Source organism: Massilia haematophila (assembly GCF_042647645.1).
Lineage (GTDB): Bacteria > Pseudomonadota > Gammaproteobacteria > Burkholderiales > Burkholderiaceae_D > Telluria > Telluria haematophila.
The window spans coordinates 1,582,414-1,599,248 of sequence record NZ_JBHRVV010000001.1; the positions used below are offsets into that span (position 1 = coordinate 1,582,414).

General features: G+C 66.2%; 15 protein-coding genes. 10 read left to right on the forward strand and 5 right to left on the reverse strand.

Going from position 1 to position 16,835, the window contains the following annotated elements; genetic code table 11:
* Positions 1-56: 56 nt before the first annotated feature.
* Entirely contained in the window at positions 57-1,343 is a 1,287-nt protein-coding gene (locus tag ACFOPH_RS07125) for a DUF2325 domain-containing protein (protein ID WP_379734412.1), read from the forward strand.
* 134 nt (positions 1,344-1,477) lie between these two features.
* Entirely contained in the window at positions 1,478-2,584 is a 1,107-nt protein-coding gene (locus tag ACFOPH_RS07130) for an alpha/beta hydrolase (RefSeq protein ID WP_379734414.1), read from the forward strand.
* Positions 2,585-2,677: 93 nt separating this feature from the next.
* On the opposite strand, the gene ACFOPH_RS07135 is transcribed toward ACFOPH_RS07130, so the two are convergent.
* Entirely contained in the window at positions 2,678-4,546 is a 1,869-nt protein-coding gene (locus tag ACFOPH_RS07135) for a hypothetical protein (protein ID WP_379734416.1), read from the reverse strand.
* Between the two features lie 224 nt (positions 4,547-4,770).
* Between ACFOPH_RS07135 and ACFOPH_RS07140 the strand changes: the two genes are divergently transcribed.
* From ACFOPH_RS07140 to ACFOPH_RS07170, 7 genes are all read left to right on the forward strand, one after another.
* Positions 4,771-6,198, forward strand: a complete 1,428-nt coding sequence (locus ACFOPH_RS07140; protein ID WP_379734418.1) for a nucleobase:cation symporter-2 family protein — start codon at positions 4,771-4,773, stop codon at positions 6,196-6,198.
* A 551-nt stretch (positions 6,199-6,749) separates the two neighbouring features.
* On the forward strand, positions 6,750-7,010 hold the full coding sequence (locus ACFOPH_RS07145) for a hypothetical protein (RefSeq protein ID WP_379734420.1): 261 nt from the start codon (positions 6,750-6,752) through the stop codon (positions 7,008-7,010).
* Positions 7,011-7,059: 49 nt separating this feature from the next.
* Positions 7,060-7,557 carry a MarR family winged helix-turn-helix transcriptional regulator gene (locus tag ACFOPH_RS07150; RefSeq protein WP_379734422.1) on the forward strand — a complete coding sequence of 166 codons (498 nt, stop codon included), beginning with the start codon at positions 7,060-7,062 and terminating at the stop codon, positions 7,555-7,557.
* Positions 7,558-7,881: 324 nt separating this feature from the next.
* A complete protein-coding gene (locus tag ACFOPH_RS07155) occupies positions 7,882-8,184 on the forward strand; it encodes a DUF4398 domain-containing protein (protein ID WP_379734424.1) in 303 nt (100 codons plus the stop codon).
* A 3-nt stretch (positions 8,185-8,187) separates the two neighbouring features.
* Entirely contained in the window at positions 8,188-9,009 is an 822-nt protein-coding gene (locus tag ACFOPH_RS07160; RefSeq protein ID WP_379734426.1) for an OmpA family protein, read from the forward strand.
* Positions 9,010-9,204: 195 nt separating this feature from the next.
* A complete protein-coding gene (locus ACFOPH_RS07165) occupies positions 9,205-10,014 on the forward strand; it encodes an alpha/beta fold hydrolase (RefSeq protein ID WP_312549392.1) in 810 nt (269 codons plus the stop codon).
* 338 nt (positions 10,015-10,352) lie between these two features.
* On the forward strand, positions 10,353-11,453 hold the full coding sequence (locus tag ACFOPH_RS07170) for a porin (protein ID WP_312549391.1): 1,101 nt from the start codon (positions 10,353-10,355) through the stop codon (positions 11,451-11,453).
* Between the two features lie 85 nt (positions 11,454-11,538).
* Here the strand turns inward: ACFOPH_RS07170 and ACFOPH_RS07175 are convergent, their stop codons facing one another.
* Both ACFOPH_RS07175 and ACFOPH_RS07180 read right to left on the reverse strand, forming a co-directional pair.
* Positions 11,539-13,206: a long-chain fatty acid--CoA ligase gene (locus ACFOPH_RS07175; RefSeq protein WP_312549390.1), complete on the reverse strand. Its 1,668-nt coding sequence runs from the start codon at positions 13,204-13,206 to the stop codon at positions 11,539-11,541.
* Between the two features lie 112 nt (positions 13,207-13,318).
* Positions 13,319-14,536 carry an acyl-CoA dehydrogenase family protein gene (locus ACFOPH_RS07180; protein WP_379734429.1) on the reverse strand — a complete coding sequence of 406 codons (1,218 nt, stop codon included), beginning with the start codon at positions 14,534-14,536 and terminating at the stop codon, positions 13,319-13,321.
* 212 nt (positions 14,537-14,748) lie between these two features.
* Here ACFOPH_RS07180 and ACFOPH_RS07185 point away from each other — a divergent pair, with 212 nt between their 5' ends.
* Positions 14,749-15,204: a PaaI family thioesterase gene (locus ACFOPH_RS07185; RefSeq protein WP_312549388.1), complete on the forward strand. Its 456-nt coding sequence runs from the start codon at positions 14,749-14,751 to the stop codon at positions 15,202-15,204.
* 215 nt (positions 15,205-15,419) lie between these two features.
* Here ACFOPH_RS07185 and ACFOPH_RS07190 read toward each other — a convergent pair whose 3' ends face one another.
* Both ACFOPH_RS07190 and ACFOPH_RS07195 read right to left on the reverse strand, forming a co-directional pair.
* Positions 15,420-15,803, reverse strand: coding sequence for a hypothetical protein (locus tag ACFOPH_RS07190; RefSeq protein ID WP_379734431.1), 384 nt, complete (start codon positions 15,801-15,803; stop codon positions 15,420-15,422).
* A gap of 41 nt (positions 15,804-15,844) precedes the next feature.
* Positions 15,845-16,648: an IclR family transcriptional regulator gene (locus ACFOPH_RS07195; RefSeq protein WP_312549411.1), complete on the reverse strand. Its 804-nt coding sequence runs from the start codon at positions 16,646-16,648 to the stop codon at positions 15,845-15,847.
* Positions 16,649-16,835 lie beyond the last annotated feature (187 nt).

Genomic DNA, 16,835 nt, shown 5'->3' on the forward strand with positions numbered 1-16,835 from the left:
CGTGCCGCCGCTCGCTGCATCACGTACACCGGCAACCGTTCACGCAAAGGAAGCGTATGTGCGACAAACATTCTTCGCCCGGCCCGGCCGGGCTGGCCATCCCCGGTAGACAAGGCTCGCGCCGCCGCAGGCTGTGGGAACTGCCCCGCAACTGCCATTGCCCGCTAGTCGGAGTCGGCCTGCCGCTGGCCCTGCTGCGGCGCCTGGCCGAGAAAGCCGCAGGCGGCGCGCTGCTGCACGACGACTACGAGGTGCACGTCGGCGCGGTGAACGACTGCGGCCACCGCAACCGCCTGGCCGAGGCCATCCAGAAGGAGCTCGACCGCCGCTATGCCGCGGTCGTGTTCCGCTTCCGCAGCGCCAGGAGCACCGCCGAGGTGGCGGCGCTGTGGGATGCGGCGGTCGCGGCCGGCGACGTCGCCGGCGCCTTCTGGGCCGGATTGAGCCACCCGGCCTGCATGCCGGCGCTGGAAGAAAAGATGTGCCGCGACATCCACATGGTCCAGCACCAGGCCGGCGCCTGCGCCCGCGCCGACATCGGCAAGTACAAGGCCGCGCTGGCCGACAAGGCCCGCCTGGAAGCGGAACTGGCGCGCGCGCAGGCGCGCTGCAACGCCTTGATGCAGGAAAAGGAGCGCGAAGCGGACCGTCACGCGCGCGAACTGATGGGCGCGCGCGCCGCCGCCATCGGCAAGGACACCGAGATCGCCAGGCTGCACGGCGACCTCGCCCGGCTGCGCGCCGAGATTCCCGAACTGGACAGCCGCAAGCGCCTGGCGAACCGGCTGGCGCGGATGGAACTGCGCGAACAGGCGCTGCGGACCCGGATCGCCGCACTGAAGGCGGCACGCCAGGATGCAGCGCCGCAAGCCGCCGAGGTTCCCGCGCCGTCCACCGCTCCCCTGGCGATTCACGCCACCCAGGCCGCTCCACCTGCGGCGGCCGCGGCTGCCACGGCTGCGCCGGTAATCCCGATCCACCTGGTCAACCGCAGCGTGCTGTGCGTCGGCGGACGCAGCGGCAACCTGCCGTTCTACCGCCGCATGATCGAAGGCGTCGGCGCCCAGTTCGCCCACCATGACGGCGGGCTGGAAGACGGCAGCCGCCAGCTCGAGGCCAGCCTGGCCGCGGCCGACCTGGTGATCTGCCAGACCGGCTGCATCAGCCACGGCGCCTATTGGCGCGTGAAGGAATACTGCAAGCGCACCGGCAAGCGCTGCGTGTTCGTCGACAACCCGAGCATGTCGAGCCTGGCGCGCGGACTGCGCGGGATCGGCGCGGACGCTGGGCCCGACGCCGCGCCGGAAGAAAGCGCTGCCGGCAGCGCAGCCTGCAAGACCTGATATTGACAAGCGGACCGGCCTGCGGCGGGCACGGTTTGGCACGCCGCAAAGGAAGGCGCCGTTCATCCGGAACAGGGTTGGAAGCACGCCGCCGGTGGCGTAGAGTGCTGCCACCTTTACACGACGAGGACGCCATGCACGCAACGAACTGGGGAAGTTTTTCTGCACTTGGGGCAATGGCCCTGAAGAACATGGACCGCTCGCGCCAGGCGCGCGGCCAGATGTACGAGCGCGCCGGCTACGGCCCGCAAGAAACCGCCTCCACCATCCTGCACACCGAGCCCGGCATGCAGTTGCGCCGCTACGGCGCCGCCGGCGCAGGCCCGACCGTGCTGCTGGTGCCGGCGCCCATCAAGCGCTCCTACATCTGGGACCTGGCGCCCGAGATCAGCGTCGTGCAGCGCTGGCTCGAACGCGGCTACCGGGTCTACCTGGCCGAATGGGTGCCGCTGGACGACGCCGCGCTCGACTTCGGCCTGGCCGACTACGGCGACCGCCTGCTGCGCCAGGCGCGCCAGGCGATTGCGGCCGACTGCGGCGAAGACGGGGTCGTCATCGCCGGCCACTCGCTGGGCGGCATCCTGGCCGCCATCCACAGCTGCATGCACCCGGACGCCGTGCGTGCCACAGTGCTGCTCGAGGCCCCGCTGCATTTCGAGCCGAGCACCTGCTGCTTCTCGCCGCTGATCAAGTCCACGCCCGATGCGCGCAAGATCGCCGACACCTTCGGCCAGGTGCCGGGCGTGTTCCTGAACATGATGAGCGCGATGGCCGAGCCCCATGCCTTCCAGTGGGAGCGCATGCTCGACCGCTGCATGTCGATGGGCCAGCCGCAGGCGCTGGCCACCCACATGCGGGTCGAGCGCTGGACCCACGACGAGTTCCCGCTGCCGGACCGCCTGTTCGTGGACCTGGTCGAATCGCTCTACCGCAACGACGAATTCATGCAGGGTGAGCTGGTCATCGGCGACCGCAGCATCGGCCCGGCCGACCTGCGCAGCCCCTTGGTGAGCGTCGCCGACCCGCGCAGCAAGGTGATTCCGCCGCAGGCCGTGCTTCCCTTCCACGACGCGGCATCGAGCCCGGCCAAGCTGCTGCTCGAATACGGCGGCGACATCGGCGTCAACCTGCAGCACGTTGGGGTGCTGGTCGGCCGCAGCGCGCACGCGCGCATCTGGCCGGCGATCTTCGACTGGCTGGAGGCACGGCGCGCGGCGAACGGAGTGGCTCGCGCCGACTGAGCGGTGACGCGGGCGGCCGAGCCCGCAGGATCCGGTAAGGAAGACGTGCCGCGCATGGCGGCACGCTTCGCGCAAGCGGCGAGGCCGCGGCCGCTATTCGTCGCGCGGTCTCACATAAGCGAGCATCTTCGCTGCCGCGGGTTCTCCGAGCTCGTAGTAGACGTCGAATAGATCGGCGGAGAGGAACTGGTTGAATGTGGAGTCGTGAGGAAAGCTCGCCGATACGTCTTTGGCCCAGTTCGTCGCCAGGGTCGGAACCCGGCTGTGCCTGACATAATAGAGCTTACCCTTTAGTCCATCGCGATAAAGGATGTCGAACTCCGATACGCACGCCGCTTCCCGCGCCAATGCGATGTCGATGCCGAAATCCTGGCGCGCACGCGTGCGCAACACACGGAGCGATTCGCCGGTATCGTCAGGATCATAGGAGACGTCGAAGCTGTAGATGGTTGTTGCACGCGACTTGAGCAGGAAGTAGATACCCGTATTCTCGAAATGGCCGCCGTCGGATGCTTTCATGTATAGCGCATCCAGGTCCGACAGGCCGTCGTCGAACGCCAGCATCAGGTCGACCAGCCGCAACGGTCCCTTATTGCTCGACAAGCGACCATTCCGGTCCGATCGCAGCCAGATGCCAGTGTTCACCCCGAACGTCGTCAGGAGGTAGCGGCGGAGCCGTGAAGCGGTAATGCCGACGTCGATCGCAGCGCCCGACAGCGCCATCGCGCCGCGACAGGTCGTCAATTCCTCGCCGTCGACCTTGTCCCAGGTGTATAGCCGCGCATTGGGCAGTTCCACGCCCACAGGCGAGATCGACGCGTGGCGGTAAGTGCCTTTCGACAGGATGGAGATATTCGCGACGCAGATCGGAAACCACGGCGCGTGCGTGTGGGCGTCGGCGAACCGGCTGCTCGCGCTGCGCTTCCCTGGAATCAGCGCATCGAGGTAGCGCTGATACGGCTTGAGCATCGACCATGCATTGCTGCGTGTGAGTATCCAAAAAATCAGGACGGAAATCGCGGCGAAGATCCCGATTATGTACACGCCCGAGCCAGGCTCGACGTGCGGCGCGATGACCGCGCCGTGAAACTCGAGGAAAGCCATGGTCGAGATCAGCAGCACGCAGCTTGCGACCAGCACCGCTCGCCCGTTGCCGAGCAATGCCGCCAAGGCGCCGCGAACCGAATACAGCACCCAGCGCTTGCGCGGATTGTTCTGCTGCGCCAGCAAGGCCAAGACGATGGCGCCGACGGCGTACATGAAATACCAGTGTTGTACCTGGAAAAATCGCGCAGCCAGCATGACGTTCACGGCAAAGAGCGATTGCACAAGAACGTCGTTGTAATGGTAGAAGGCTGACTTTGCCCACTTCGTTTTCGCGACCGCACGGAACAGGAGTGACAGCCCGACCAGGCCGATCTCGACAATGAGCATGCCGACCAATGGCACATTCGAGAAATCCTTCGTCATTGCGCTGATCAGCGCACTGCCCAACATCACGATCGACATGAACACCAGCACGCCCCAGACAAGGCCGATTCCCGAGCGCACCAGCGCAGTACTTTTCAGGCTATTGAACCGCGCAAGATTGTGGGTGATCATGCGATACAGGTTATGCCCCTTCAGGGCGCGTTCCGGTTTGCGCCGCCCGCTGTTCGCCATCAGCGACAAGGGGACGTAACCGCCGCCCGATACCGTGGATACGATATCGACCTGCCGCAGTTTTTCTTCCTTCTGGAGGCCGGCAAGAACGCCCGCGCAAAACGACGCCGAACGCACGCCGCCGCCCGACAAGGCCAACCCGACCAGTCCGTGGCCCTGTGCCGCCCCGGCGTTCGCGGGGTCACGCAGCGCAGCGCGGCGCTTGTGTACCAGATCCAGCAAAGGCGGCTGTTTAGCGGTTTCCGCCACGGGCGCCGGTGCATCGGCATCGTTCAGGGGTAAGAGGTCGATGGTGGACATGCCGGTCTGTTCTCGTGGGTGATAACGCCTGATTCTAGTGATTCCATTCCTTTTTGGAAGAGGCCGGCACCATTTCATGATGCACGCATAAAACAACAGCCGGTTGTGCCGGTGGTGCTTGTACCAACGCGATTTCGCCGGCGTGCACGCCGTCGATTTAGAAACGAAAAATACGCAGCTGCAACGGCTCGCTGTAAAATCGCGTTTTTGCCCGGTGCCCGCGCATGACTACCCAACCCAAGCTGCCCGCCTCCGCCTCCGCCTCCGCCTCCACCTCGGCCTCCGCCACCCCTTCCTCCCAAGCGCCGACCGAACTCGTCCTCGGTCTCGAAGACCGCCCCGGCCCCCTGGTCGGGATGCTCGCCGCGCTCCAGCACCTGCTTGCGATCATCGTCCCGATCGTCACGCCCGGCCTCCTGATCTGCCAGGCCCTCGGCGTCTCGGCGCGCGACACCAACCTGATCGTCTCGATGTCGTTGGTGATCTCGGGCATCGCCACCTTCGTCCAGTGCCGCCGCTTCGGCCCGCTCGGCGCGGGCCTGCTGATCGTGCAGGGCACCAGCTTCAACTTCGTCGGCCCGCTGATCGCCGGCGGCTCGCTGATGGTCAAGCAGGGCACGCCGGTGGAAGCGGTGATGGCCGCGATCTTCGGCGTGGTGGTGGCCGGCTCCTTTGTCGAGATGGGCGTGTCGCGCATCCTGCCTTTCGTAAAGCGCATGATCACGCCCCTGGTCACCGGCATCGTGGTGCTGATGATCGGCCTCACCCTGATCAAGGTCGGCCTGATCAGCATGGGCGGCGGCTTCGGCGCCATGGCCAACGGCAGCTTCGCCAACGGCGAGAATTTGCTGCTGTCGGGCCTGGTCCTGGCCATCATCGTGATCCTGAACCGCACCCGCGTGGTCTGGCTGCGCAGCAGCGCCATCGTGATCGCGCTGGCGGTCGGCTATGCGCTGGCCGGCTGGCTGGGCCGCCTGGACTTCACCGGCATGCGCGAGGCCCCGGCCTTCCAGGTGCCGGTGCCGCTGCACTTCGGCCTCGATTTCTCGTGGTCGCTGTTCATCCCGATGATCGTGATCTACCTGGTCACCTCGCTGGAAGCGATCGGCGACGTCACCGCGACCAGCAAGATCTCGCGCGAGCCGGTCGAAGGCCCAGTCTGGATGAAGCGGATCAAGGGTGGCGTGCTGCTGAACGGCGCCAATTCGCTGCTGGCCGGTGTGTTCAACACCTTCCCCAGCTCGATCTTCGCCCAGAACAACGGCGTGATCCAGCTGACCGGCATCGCCAGCCGCCACATCGGCGTCTGGATCGCCCTGTTCCTGGTCGTGCTCGGCCTGTTCCCGAGCGTGGCCGGCGTGATCCAGGCCGTGCCCGAGCCGGTGCTGGGCGGCGCCGCCATGGTGATGTTCGGCGCGGTCGCCGCGGCCGGCATCAACATCCTCGCCAGCGTCCAACTCGACCGCCGCGCCCTGCTCATCATCGCCGTCTCGCTGGCCCTGGGCCTGGGCGTGTCGCAGGTGCCCGAATTCCTGGTGCACATGCCGGCGGCGGTGCGCAACGTGCTGGAATCGGGTGTCGCGACCGGCGGCATCTGCGCCGTGCTGCTGAACTGGTTCCTGCCCGACAGCACCGAGCCGGCCGCGCACTGAAGCCTCTTGCGCACCGCCAGTGGCCTGCATGCTTCCTGGCCAGTGGCGGTGCCGTCCCGTACCGTTCCCCCGAGACGTTTTAGCCGAACGCGACTGCACGCCGCCTGCGTGCAGGATCGGTGTTGCCGGAGCCGATGCCGATAACGGACCGGTCGCCCCCGTACCCCTGCAAGCGTTGCTGGAGGTTTGTTGGTGTTGCCGTAGTTCGCGGCTGTCGAGTTTTTGGTTTTGTCGAAATCCGGAGTTGGTTAGTTACGTTTTACGACAAGCTGGGTCGCTTGCGCTTAGCTTCGATCCACTGGCCTGGCCTTTCCGTGCCCGCTACACGCTGCATCCAACGCTAGCGCATCGGTCGCTCGACGCGACGAACCGGATCGTTGTACCGCCGGTTGCGCGGACCGATGACGTTGTCGCCGCTCTGCCAGGCATGGCGCCAAGCAAGCATGCGTACTATCCCTTATTTCAGTAACGAAAGGTTCATTGATAAAATATGCCTGGGCGGACCGATGGCGGACCGCCAGACCTTTAACCCCAACCACAAGGCAAACAACATGAAGAACATCCTGCTCCCTGCCCTGCTGCTCTCGCTGGTGGCCGGCTGCGCGTCGACCAACCCGGCAGGCGTCGATGACCCCGTACGCGACCGCGTCCTGGCCGAGCTCGAGCAAGCCAAGGCCGACGGCAGCTATCCGATCACCGAGGCGCACTACGCGAACCTGCCGGCGCCGCGCAACGTTCCCGCCGCAGCCCGTGTGGCCGGAGCCGGGCCCGCCGCGGGGAACGGCGCGAACGATGCGGCCGCGGCCCCTTGATACTGAGCGGCTACAATCCTTCTCTTTGTTTGCACGACAAGGAGCAACGATGAGCGACTTTGGACTGACCGACCAGCGGCTGCGCCGCGTCGAAGCACGCTTGCCGGGCTTTCCCGTGGATGCCATGCGGATCGTACGCATGACCAACCACTTGAATAAGACCTTCCGTGACCGGACCAATGCGCTGGTCAGGAAATACGACCTGACCGACTCGAGCTATACCGTGCTGGCGATCCTCTATGGCTGCGTCGACGAGAGCGCGAGCGCCTCGGAGCTGAGCGAAGCCTGCCAGGAAAAGCCAGCCAACCTGACGCGGGTCTGCGACGAACTGGTGGCGCGCGGCCTGGTTGAGCGCTCTCCGAAACCGGGCGACCGCCGTTCCGTGATGATCAAATTGAGCGAACGCGGCCGCGTCCTGGCCGAGCAGGCCATCCCCGAAGTCTCCGCCATGGTCATCGAGACCTGCAACGACTTCGATCCGGGCGAGCTGCGCCGGCTGTGCGAGCTGTACGCCCGCCTGCTGGACAACCTGGGCGGCCCCACCTGAGGCTCCCCCAATCCGCCCGCCACCGCCACTGTCGCGGCGCAGCCAGGCGGCGTCCTGCGTCCTCGGCATTACCGCACGCATCAGGCGGGCCTGCCCGCCCATGCCGGGGCTGCCGGAATCGCGCATCGTGCTGGCCGTGAGGTCGGACAGGCTCTTGGTCCTTTGGTCCAATTGAACGGAACACCCGTTCCCGATCATCATGGCGCTTTCAAACGCGGCTTCACCCGGAGGTACCACATGATGCCTGCTCATCGTTTTCATCGGCCATCGCGGATCCTGGCGGCATGTGCTGTGCTCGCCTTGTCCGGGTGTGCCAACGAAGTATTGAACAACCAGATGGCCAACAGCCAGGAAGCGATCGACCAGGCCCGGATCGCCGGCGCCGGCGACGTCGCCCCCGCCGACCTGTCCGCCGCGGTCGACAAGCTCGACCGCGCAAGGAGCTCGGCCGGCCACCGGCGCGGCAAGGACTCGATGCGCCTGGCCGAGGAGGCGCAGGTCGACGCCAACCTGGCGCGCGCCAAGACCGACTCGGCCCAGGCCAGGATCGCGGCTGCTGAAATTACCAAGAGCAACCAGGTCCTGTATGACGAACTGAACCGCATGCGGCAGAACCAGTCGAGGTGAAAGATGAAGCACATAATCCGATCCAGCAGCGGCGCGCTGCTTGTCGCCATGATCGCGGCGGGCTGCGCGAGCAGGCCGCCGGCATCCGAGGTCGCGGCCGCGGAGACCGCCATCGGGAATGCGACCCAGGTGGTCGAGCGGGCGGGAGCCGATCCCCACGTCACCCAGTACGCCGGCACGGAACTGGACCGCGCCAACGGCTCGCTGGACGAGGCCAGGACCGCCTGGAACAAGCATCATGACCTGAAGGCCACCACGCACCTGGCCTACGTCGCCCAACAGCGCGCGGCAACCGCGGAACACCTCGCGAATGCGCGCGCCGCCGAGGACAACGTCAAGCTGGCGGCGGTCGAGCGCGACAAGGCGGTGGCAATGGCGGCCGCCGAGCGGCGCGTCAGGCCGACCAGGGAGCTGATGCAACAGGCCCTCACATCCTTCCGCACCGGCTCCGCCAGGCTGCCGAGCAAGGCCAACGAGGCGATCAACGAACTGGCCGTCAACCTGCGCAACCATCCGGAGCAGATGGTCGTGATCGAGGGCCATACCGACAACGTCGGCAATCCCGTCTACAACCAGAAGCTGGCCATGCAAAGGGCCGAGGCGGTGCGCTCCGCCCTGATCCGGCGCGGCGTCGACAGCAGCCGCATCACCCTGCGCTCGCTCGGGGAAGACACTCCGATCGCCAGCAACGACACCCGCACCGGCCGCAGCGAAAACCGGCGCGCCCAGGTCATCGTCGGCGACATGGAGGGGACCGCGATGGGGTCGTCGCAGGGCGGCGCCACCGCTTCCGGTGCAGGACGGCCGGAACCGGGCAAGCATTGATGCGTGGATCGGTACCGGTACGCTCACCCCGCGCTGCGCGGGGTGAGCGTACCGCCCTGCCCCTGTCCCTGCCCCTGCCCCTGTCCCTGCTCCCTGCCCTGCTCCCTGCCCTGCTCCATGCCGCCTGCCGCCCGGGCATCCCGTGCGGTATGATCGAGGCGTCGCGCGCTCGTCCGCCCCACTCCTCCACGATCCATGCCACCAACCGAGCAAGCCCCCGTCCAGGTCACCGATCGCTTCGTCCATATTCCCCAGGGCCGCCTGTTCGTGCGCAGCTGGCAGCTTGCCGGTAGCGCCGCCGCCGCGCCCATCGTCCTGTTCCACGATTCCCTCGGTTGCGTGGAACTGTGGCGCGACTTCCCGGCCGCCCTCGCCGCCGCCACCGGCCGCCGCGTGATCGCCTACGACCGCCTCGGCTTCGGCCGTTCCGACCCGCGCCGCGGCAGCCTGACCCCAGGATTCGTCGCCGACGAAGCCGAGGCCGCGCTGCCGGCGCTGCAACGGGAACTGGACTTCGGCCGCTTCGCCGCTTTCGGCCACAGCGTCGGCGGCGGCATGGCCGTGCACTGCGCGGCGCGCCATCCGGAGCAGTGCCTCGCCCTGGTCACCGAGTCGGCCCAGGCCTTTGTCGAAGAGCGCACCCTGGCCGGGATCCGGGAAGCGAAGAGCGGCTTCGAGGATCCGGCCCGCTTCGAGCGCCTGGTGCGCTATCACGGAGACAAGGCGCGCTGGGTGCTCACAGCCTGGACCGAGACCTGGCTCTCCCCGGCGTTTCGCGACTGGTCGCTGGCGGACGTGCTGCCGCAAGTGGCTTGTCCGGTGCTCGCCCTGCATGGCGAGCACGACGAATTCGGCACGGCGCGCCATCCCGCCACCATCGCCCGCCTCGCCGGCGCCGGTGCCCGCGTCGAGATCATCGGCGGCGCCTTCCACGTTCCCCATCGCGAACAACCGGCGCGCATCCTGCGCCTGGCAAGCGAGTTCCTCGCCGCGCACCCGGCCTGAATGCCGCCGGCCGGCGCGTCCGGCGCGAACGCCGCGCACACCCGCTGTGCGCGGGTCGACACATCGTCGTGCGGTTTCGCACAGCAGAACGATTTTCCCGTCTTTTCCCCGCTTTTTAGCTGCTATTTACCTCGCATGTGGATGCAAGGAGACAAAACAACGCGGCGCCCTCCAGCCCTGCCAATTACCCATTAATAATTGTTGACAGTGTTGTCACATGAAAATAGAGTTTCACTATAGACGGCTGAGTTCCACCAAGAGAAACAGTGCCGCTATGCAGCTCTAGTGCGTTCGGCCTCGCCGGGGCCGAGCATCATAAAAATGAGGAGACAGCATCTGTGAAGAAGCACATCATCGCCATGGCCGCGCTCTGCGCCTGCATGTCCGCCGCGTCGGCGCAAACCAGCGTCACCATCTACGGCATCGTCGATGCCGGCATCACCCACGTGAACAATGACGGCCCGAACGGCGGCCGCACCACGGTCGAAGCCGGCCAGATGCAGGTGTCGCGCTGGGGCTTCAAGGGCGTGGAAGACCTGGGCGGCGGCCTGAAGGCCCGCTTCGGCCTGGAAGGCACCCTGCTCAACGACACCGGCGGCGCCGGCGTCCCCACCGGCAACCCCTCGACCACCAGCCTGTTCGACCGCGAAGCCACCGTCGGCCTGACCGGCAACTTCGGCTCGCTCGACTTCGGCCGCCAGAACATCCTGGGCGTGCTGTCGGTCGGCATGGCCGACCCGATGGGCCTGGCCTTCGCCGCCACCAGCCCGAACGTGCTGTTCGCCGCGATGAACCACGCCGGCGTCTACGGCGCCTACGGCGCCAACGGCAGCGGCACCGCGCTGCGCCAGAACAACTCGATCCGCTACGTCTCGCCGTCCTTCAGCGGTTTCGGTTTCGCGCTGATGCGCGCCTTCGGCGAGCAGGCGGGCGATTCGCAGCGCAACTCCTACGTGGGCGCCTCGGCCTTCTACAATGCCGGTCCGCTGAACCTGTACGGCGCCTATGCCCGCATGAAGAACAACCCGACGAACCTCGCGGTCAGTCCCGACCTCCTGCACTCGCATGCGATCGGCGTCAAGTACACCATGTCGCGCGCCGTGCTGAAGTCGACCTATTCGGAGAACAAGCTCGACAGCACCGGCCGCAAGATCAGCGTCTTCGGCGCCGGCGTCGACTTCCCGGTGGCACCGGCCATCACCCTGACCGGCGCCTTCTACAACACCCGCCGCTCGGGCGACGTGAAGGACGACTCGCAGCAGTACATCTTCATCACCCGCTACGCGCTGAGCAAGCGCAGCACCGCCTACTTCTCGTACGGCCACGCTGCGACCGACCGCATCGTGTCGGCCACCGACATCAACCTGGCGCAGGGCTTCGTCTCCGTCGGCAGCGATTCGGCGAACCGCCTGACCGTGGGCGTCATGCACATGTTCTGATCGCTCCTCATGGACGAGAAAAAGCCGGCTGGGTTTGCGCCCAGCCGGCTTTTTTCATTGTTACCGCATGATGCGCGGGGCGGGGTCATCCAGCCATCGCCTCCCGCTTCCCCTGCAGGTCGCGCCATTGCACCTTGCCCGTCGCGGACTTCGGCAAGGCCTCGCGAAACTCCACGATGCGCGGGCTCTTGTAGGCGGCCATGTTCTCGTGCGCCCAGGCGATGATGTCCTCTTCGCTGACGCTGCCGGCGAAGCCGTCCTTCAGCGCCACCACCGCCTTCACCGTCTCGCCGCGGCGCTCGTCCTGCGCCGCCACCACGCACACCTCGCGGATCGCCGGGTGCCGGTACATCAGCGACTCGACCTCGGCCGGCCAGACCTTGTAGCCGGAGGCGTTGATCATGCGCTTCAGGCGGTCGACCATGAAGAAGTAGCCGTCCTCGTCGACCCGTCCCAGGTCGCCGGTGCGCAAGAAGCGCTTGCCGTCGATCTCGACGAAGGTCTCGTTCGTCGCCTGCGGATTGTTCCAGTAGCCCTGCATCACCTGCGGCCCGTGCACGACGATCTCGCCGACCTCGCCCACCGCCAGTTCGCGCATGGTGTCGGGGTCGACCACGCGTGCGTCGACGTCGCAGATCGGAATACCGAGGCACTGCTTCTTGGGCCGCTCGCCGGGGTTGATGTGGGTCGGCGCCATGGTTTCGGACATGCCGTAGCCCTCGACGTACTTCACTCCCATCAGGTCCTGCATGCGCTGCGCGATCGCGTCCGGCATCGCGGCGCCGCCGCCGCTCATGCGCCGGATGCTCGACAAATCGTATTCTGCCACGCGCGGGCTAGACAGCATGTCGACCACCATGGTCGAGATCAGCTGGGTCGAATTCACCTGATAGCGCCGGATGCACTCGGCCGCCGTGTCGCGGTCCCAGCGCGACAGGATGACCACGGTGCCGCCGATGAAGATCGAGCCGTTCATGCCGCCCTGCATGCCGGTCACGTGGAAGAATGGCAGCACGCACAGGGCGATCGAATCCTGCTGGGCGCCGAACCACTGCACGCCGGCCACCGTGTTGTACATCACGCTGCGGTGGGTATGCATGCAACCCTTCGGATTGCCGGTGGTGCCCGAGGTGTAGGGCATGCAGCACAGGTCGTCCGGGCCGGCCGTCAGCGGACCCGGGCGGCAGCCGCGCGCCAGCATGTCGCTCCACAGCACCATGCCCTCGCCCTCGATCGCGCGGCGCGGGGCGGCGACGAAGTCCGGCACCTTGAGGTCGGTGTCGCGCTCGATGTAGTCGGAATAGGCGGCAACCACGACGTGGCGCAGGCCGCCTTCGCCCACCAGCGGCCGCACCTGCTCGACCAGGTCCTGGGGCGCGAAGATGGTGGAGGCGCCGGTATCGCTGACGTAATGGCGCAGTTCCTCGGTCAGGTTCATCGGGTTGACCGGCACCACCACCGCGTTGGCGCGCAGGATGGCGTAGTAGGCGAGGATGAACTGCGGGCTGTTCTGCATGTAGAGCAGCACCCGGTCGCCCTGCCCCACGCCGCACTCGGCCTGCAGGAAGCCGGCGATGGCGTCGACCTCGTCCTTGAACTCGCTGTAGCTGATCGGCGTGTCGTAGTAGATGGCGAAGGTCTTGTCCGGGTAGCGGGTCGTCGACACCTCGAGGTTGTAGTACAAATTCGTCTGCGGCACGCTCAGGTGCCGCGGCAGGCCCGTGGGCCAGAATGGGAAGTGGCGCTCCGACATCTTGTCTCCTGTGGTGTGGAGGCGGCTTCGCGCCGCTCTTCTGCTCTTGTGTTCAGCGCTAAGGTCAGCCTTGACTGCAGCGGTAACTTCAGCGGTAACTTCAGCGACTAGTTCAGCGATATTGCGCCAGCTCCAGCTTGGCGATGGCGTTGCGGTGCACTTCGTCCGGGCCGTCGGCCAGGCGCAGCGAACGGGCGCTGGCATAGGCCTGGGCCAGGCCGAAGTCCTGGCTGACGCCGGCGCCGCCGTGGGCCTGGATCGCCCAGTCGATCACCTTGCAGGCCATGTTCGGCGCGATCACCTTGATCATCGCGATCTCGCGCGCCGCCACCTTGTTGCCCACCGTGTCCATCATATGGGCGGCATTCAGGACCATCAGGCGCGCCTGGTCGATCAGGATGCGCGACTCGGCGATGCGCTCGCGCCAGACGCCCTGGTCGGCAACCTTGCGCCCGAAGGCGACGCGCTCGAGGGTGCGTCGGCACATCGCCTCCAGCGCCATCTCGGCGCGCCCGATCAGGCGCATGCAATGGTGGATGCGGCCCGGCCCCAGGCGGCCCTGGGCGATCTCGAAGCCGCGGCCTTCGCCGAGCAGGATGTGGTCGAGCGGAACGCGCACGTTCTCGAACAGGACCTCGGCGTGGCCGTGCGGCGCATCGTCGTAGCCGAAGACGTGCATGTCGCGCACGATGGTCACGCCCGGGGTATCGATCGGCACCACGATCATCGATTGCTGGCGGTGGCGCTCCGGGTTATCCGGGTCGGTCTTGCCCATGAAGATCATCACCTTGCAGCGCGGGTCGGCCGCACCCGAGGTGAACCACTTGCGCCCGTTGATCACGTACTCGTCGCCGTCGCGCACGATGCTGGCCGTGATGTTGGTCGCATCCGACGACGCCACGTCCGGCTCGGTCATGGCAAAGGCCGAGCGGATCTCGCCGGCCAGCAGCGGTTCCAGCCAGGTCGCCTGGATCGCCGGCGACGCGTAGCGCACCAGGGTTTCCATGTTGCCGGTATCGGGCGCCGAGCAGTTGAAGACTTCGGAGGCGATCGGCACCCGGCCCATCAGTTCGCACAGCGGGGCGTATTCGAGGTTGGACAGGCCGGCGCCGTGCCCGGACTCGGGCAGGAACAGGTTCCACAGGCCGGCTTCCTTGGCCTTGGCCTTCAGGCGCTCCATGGTCTGCGGCACGATAAAGGCATTGCCGGCCCGGCGGGCGGCGTCGACTTCTTCCTTGTAGGCGGCCTCCTGGGGGACGATCTCGGTGTCGATGAAATGCTTGACGCGCCGCTGCAGCTCGCGGGCGCGCTCGGAAAACTGGAAAGCCATATGTCTCCTGTTTTTATGGGATTGTACCGCACAGTAAAACCAAGTTTTACTCCGAGCGAGTGTAGCAGTCGAGAAAATGGAAGTAAACGCCCGGTCCGCTGGGCGAAACGGACGCAGTCGCGCGCTACCTCACAGGGTTGACACATGCAGCGCCGTGTTTTACTGTGCAAAATCAACATGCCGAGTTTAAAACGGCACACACAGGTTTAACCATGACATCACACGACAAGAACACGCACGTGCCGCCAGGCTTCGAACGCCTGAAACGCGGCGGCCCCTACATGGCCAACCTGGGGGATCTGTACTGCAAGCGCGAGAACGGCACCACCATCATCGCCATGCGCATCACCGAACAGCATACCAACATGCGCGGCATCGCCCACGGCGGCATGCTCACCAGCCTGGCCGATTCGGCGCTCGGCCTGGGCCTGACCATGCATTGCGAAGGGCGTCACTCCTTCGTGACGGTGAACCTCAGCACCGACTTCGTCGACGCCGCCCGCCCCGGCGACTGGGTCGAGGCCCACGTCGATATCCAGAAGCTGGGCGGACGCGTCGCCTTTGCCAACTGCTTCCTGCAGGTGGGAGCGAAACGCATCCTGCGCGCGAGCGGGGTGTTCGCGGTGATGAATGCCTTGACGCCGGAGCAGCTGGCGGCGGGGTACTGAGAACGCAGCGAGCGTTGGCGGCAAGGCAGCGGCCGGGACCGGCGACCCGTACCGTGGTTGCATGCGTGCCCGGAGGCCGGAGCAGGGTCTATCTGACTGAATTCAAGCCGTTTGGGCTCCGCCAGCAGAGTGGACGGGTGCCGTTCGCGCGTTCAGCTAGCGCATGACAATAGTAGGGTGGGCGCCCCGTGCCCACGCGTGGAGCTCCCCGTCGTTCAGCCAGATACACCCTGGCGCCCTGCCGTTCCGGCCTTATCGTCCTTATCGTCCTGCGTCAGGAATTTGTCGCAAGCGGCCGGCAGCTCGTCCCCCAGTTGCTCGAGCACCGTACGCGCGAAACCGCGGAAGGTCTCATACTGCCGAGCGGCCCTGGCCTGCTCGACCTGCTCATGCGACGCAGCAAGCAATGCGCGCTTCTTTTTCTCGAATTCCGCTGCCTGGTGCGGGCGGGTCCTGGCGCAAGCGATCTCCATCTCTTCGGCAAATGCAAGGTCCGAGGGCGACGAAATCGGCCTCGGACATGCCACCCCGCCTCCGCCAAGCGCAAGCACGACGGCCAGGATCGGGGCACGGTGACGGTTATTTGAACGAGAGGACATGGTTATATCCCGAAAGACGAAAAGGTGGATGAGCCGCCTGCTCACGACTCCAGGCGCGACGCAATCTCGATCAGCCGCGGCCTGACCTCGTTCAGCAAAAATTCGGTCGATACGCTCGACGACGGCCCGCCGCAGTTGATCGACATGAGCTGGCTGCCGCCGATCGGAAAGAAGCCGACCGCGATGCCGTTGACATCCTTTTGCCATTCGCCGAAGGAGGTGGTGCAGCCGTACTGCTGGTAGTCGCGCAGGCCGCGTTCCAGCCCGTCCTTCATGGAGGTGAAGGCCATTTCGTCGAGCTCGAGCGCGCGGCTGAGGATGTCCTTGCGTTCCTGTTCCGAGGCCTTGACCAGGTAGGCGCGGCCGATGGCCGAGATGGCGAGCGGCATGCGCGAGCCGACCTGCAGCGACAGCGACAACGCCGCCGTGCTGCGGCAGACCTCGACGTAGATCATCGACAGCCGGTCGCGCATCGCGATCGAGACCGTGGTGCCGGAAAAATCGGCCAACTCCTGCATCATCGGCCGCGCCAGCTGGCGGATGTCGAGGCGCGCCAGCATGGCGCTGCCCAGGCCCAGGGTGGCGGTGCCGAGCATGTGGCGCCCGCCCGTTTCCTGCACCAGGTAGCCGAGCCGCGTCAGCGTGTAGGTGATGCGCGTGACCGTGGACTTCGGCAGGCCGCAGCGTTCGGCGATCTGGTGGTTGGTCAGGCCCTTGTCGGCCGAGCGGAAGCAGGCCAACACCTCGAGCCCGCGTGCGAGGGCCGTGATGTAGTAGCGGTCCTCGTTGTTCTTCGACGCGTCCAGGCCCTCGCCTGTCTCGGACTCGTCGGCATTGCGGTTCATCTCAGCTGCTTGCATGGCTTACCCCAGTTGAAGTACCGCGACAAACGCGGCAGGAAAAAGAATACGAATGCGCGAATTCTTTTGCGATCGAGCCAAAGACTCTTTCCGAGATCGATTTCGCATGGCAAACTGGTTGAACCGTTCTGCATAGCGTTTCCAGGTCCAGGTCAGCGGCACCCTGGCGCGG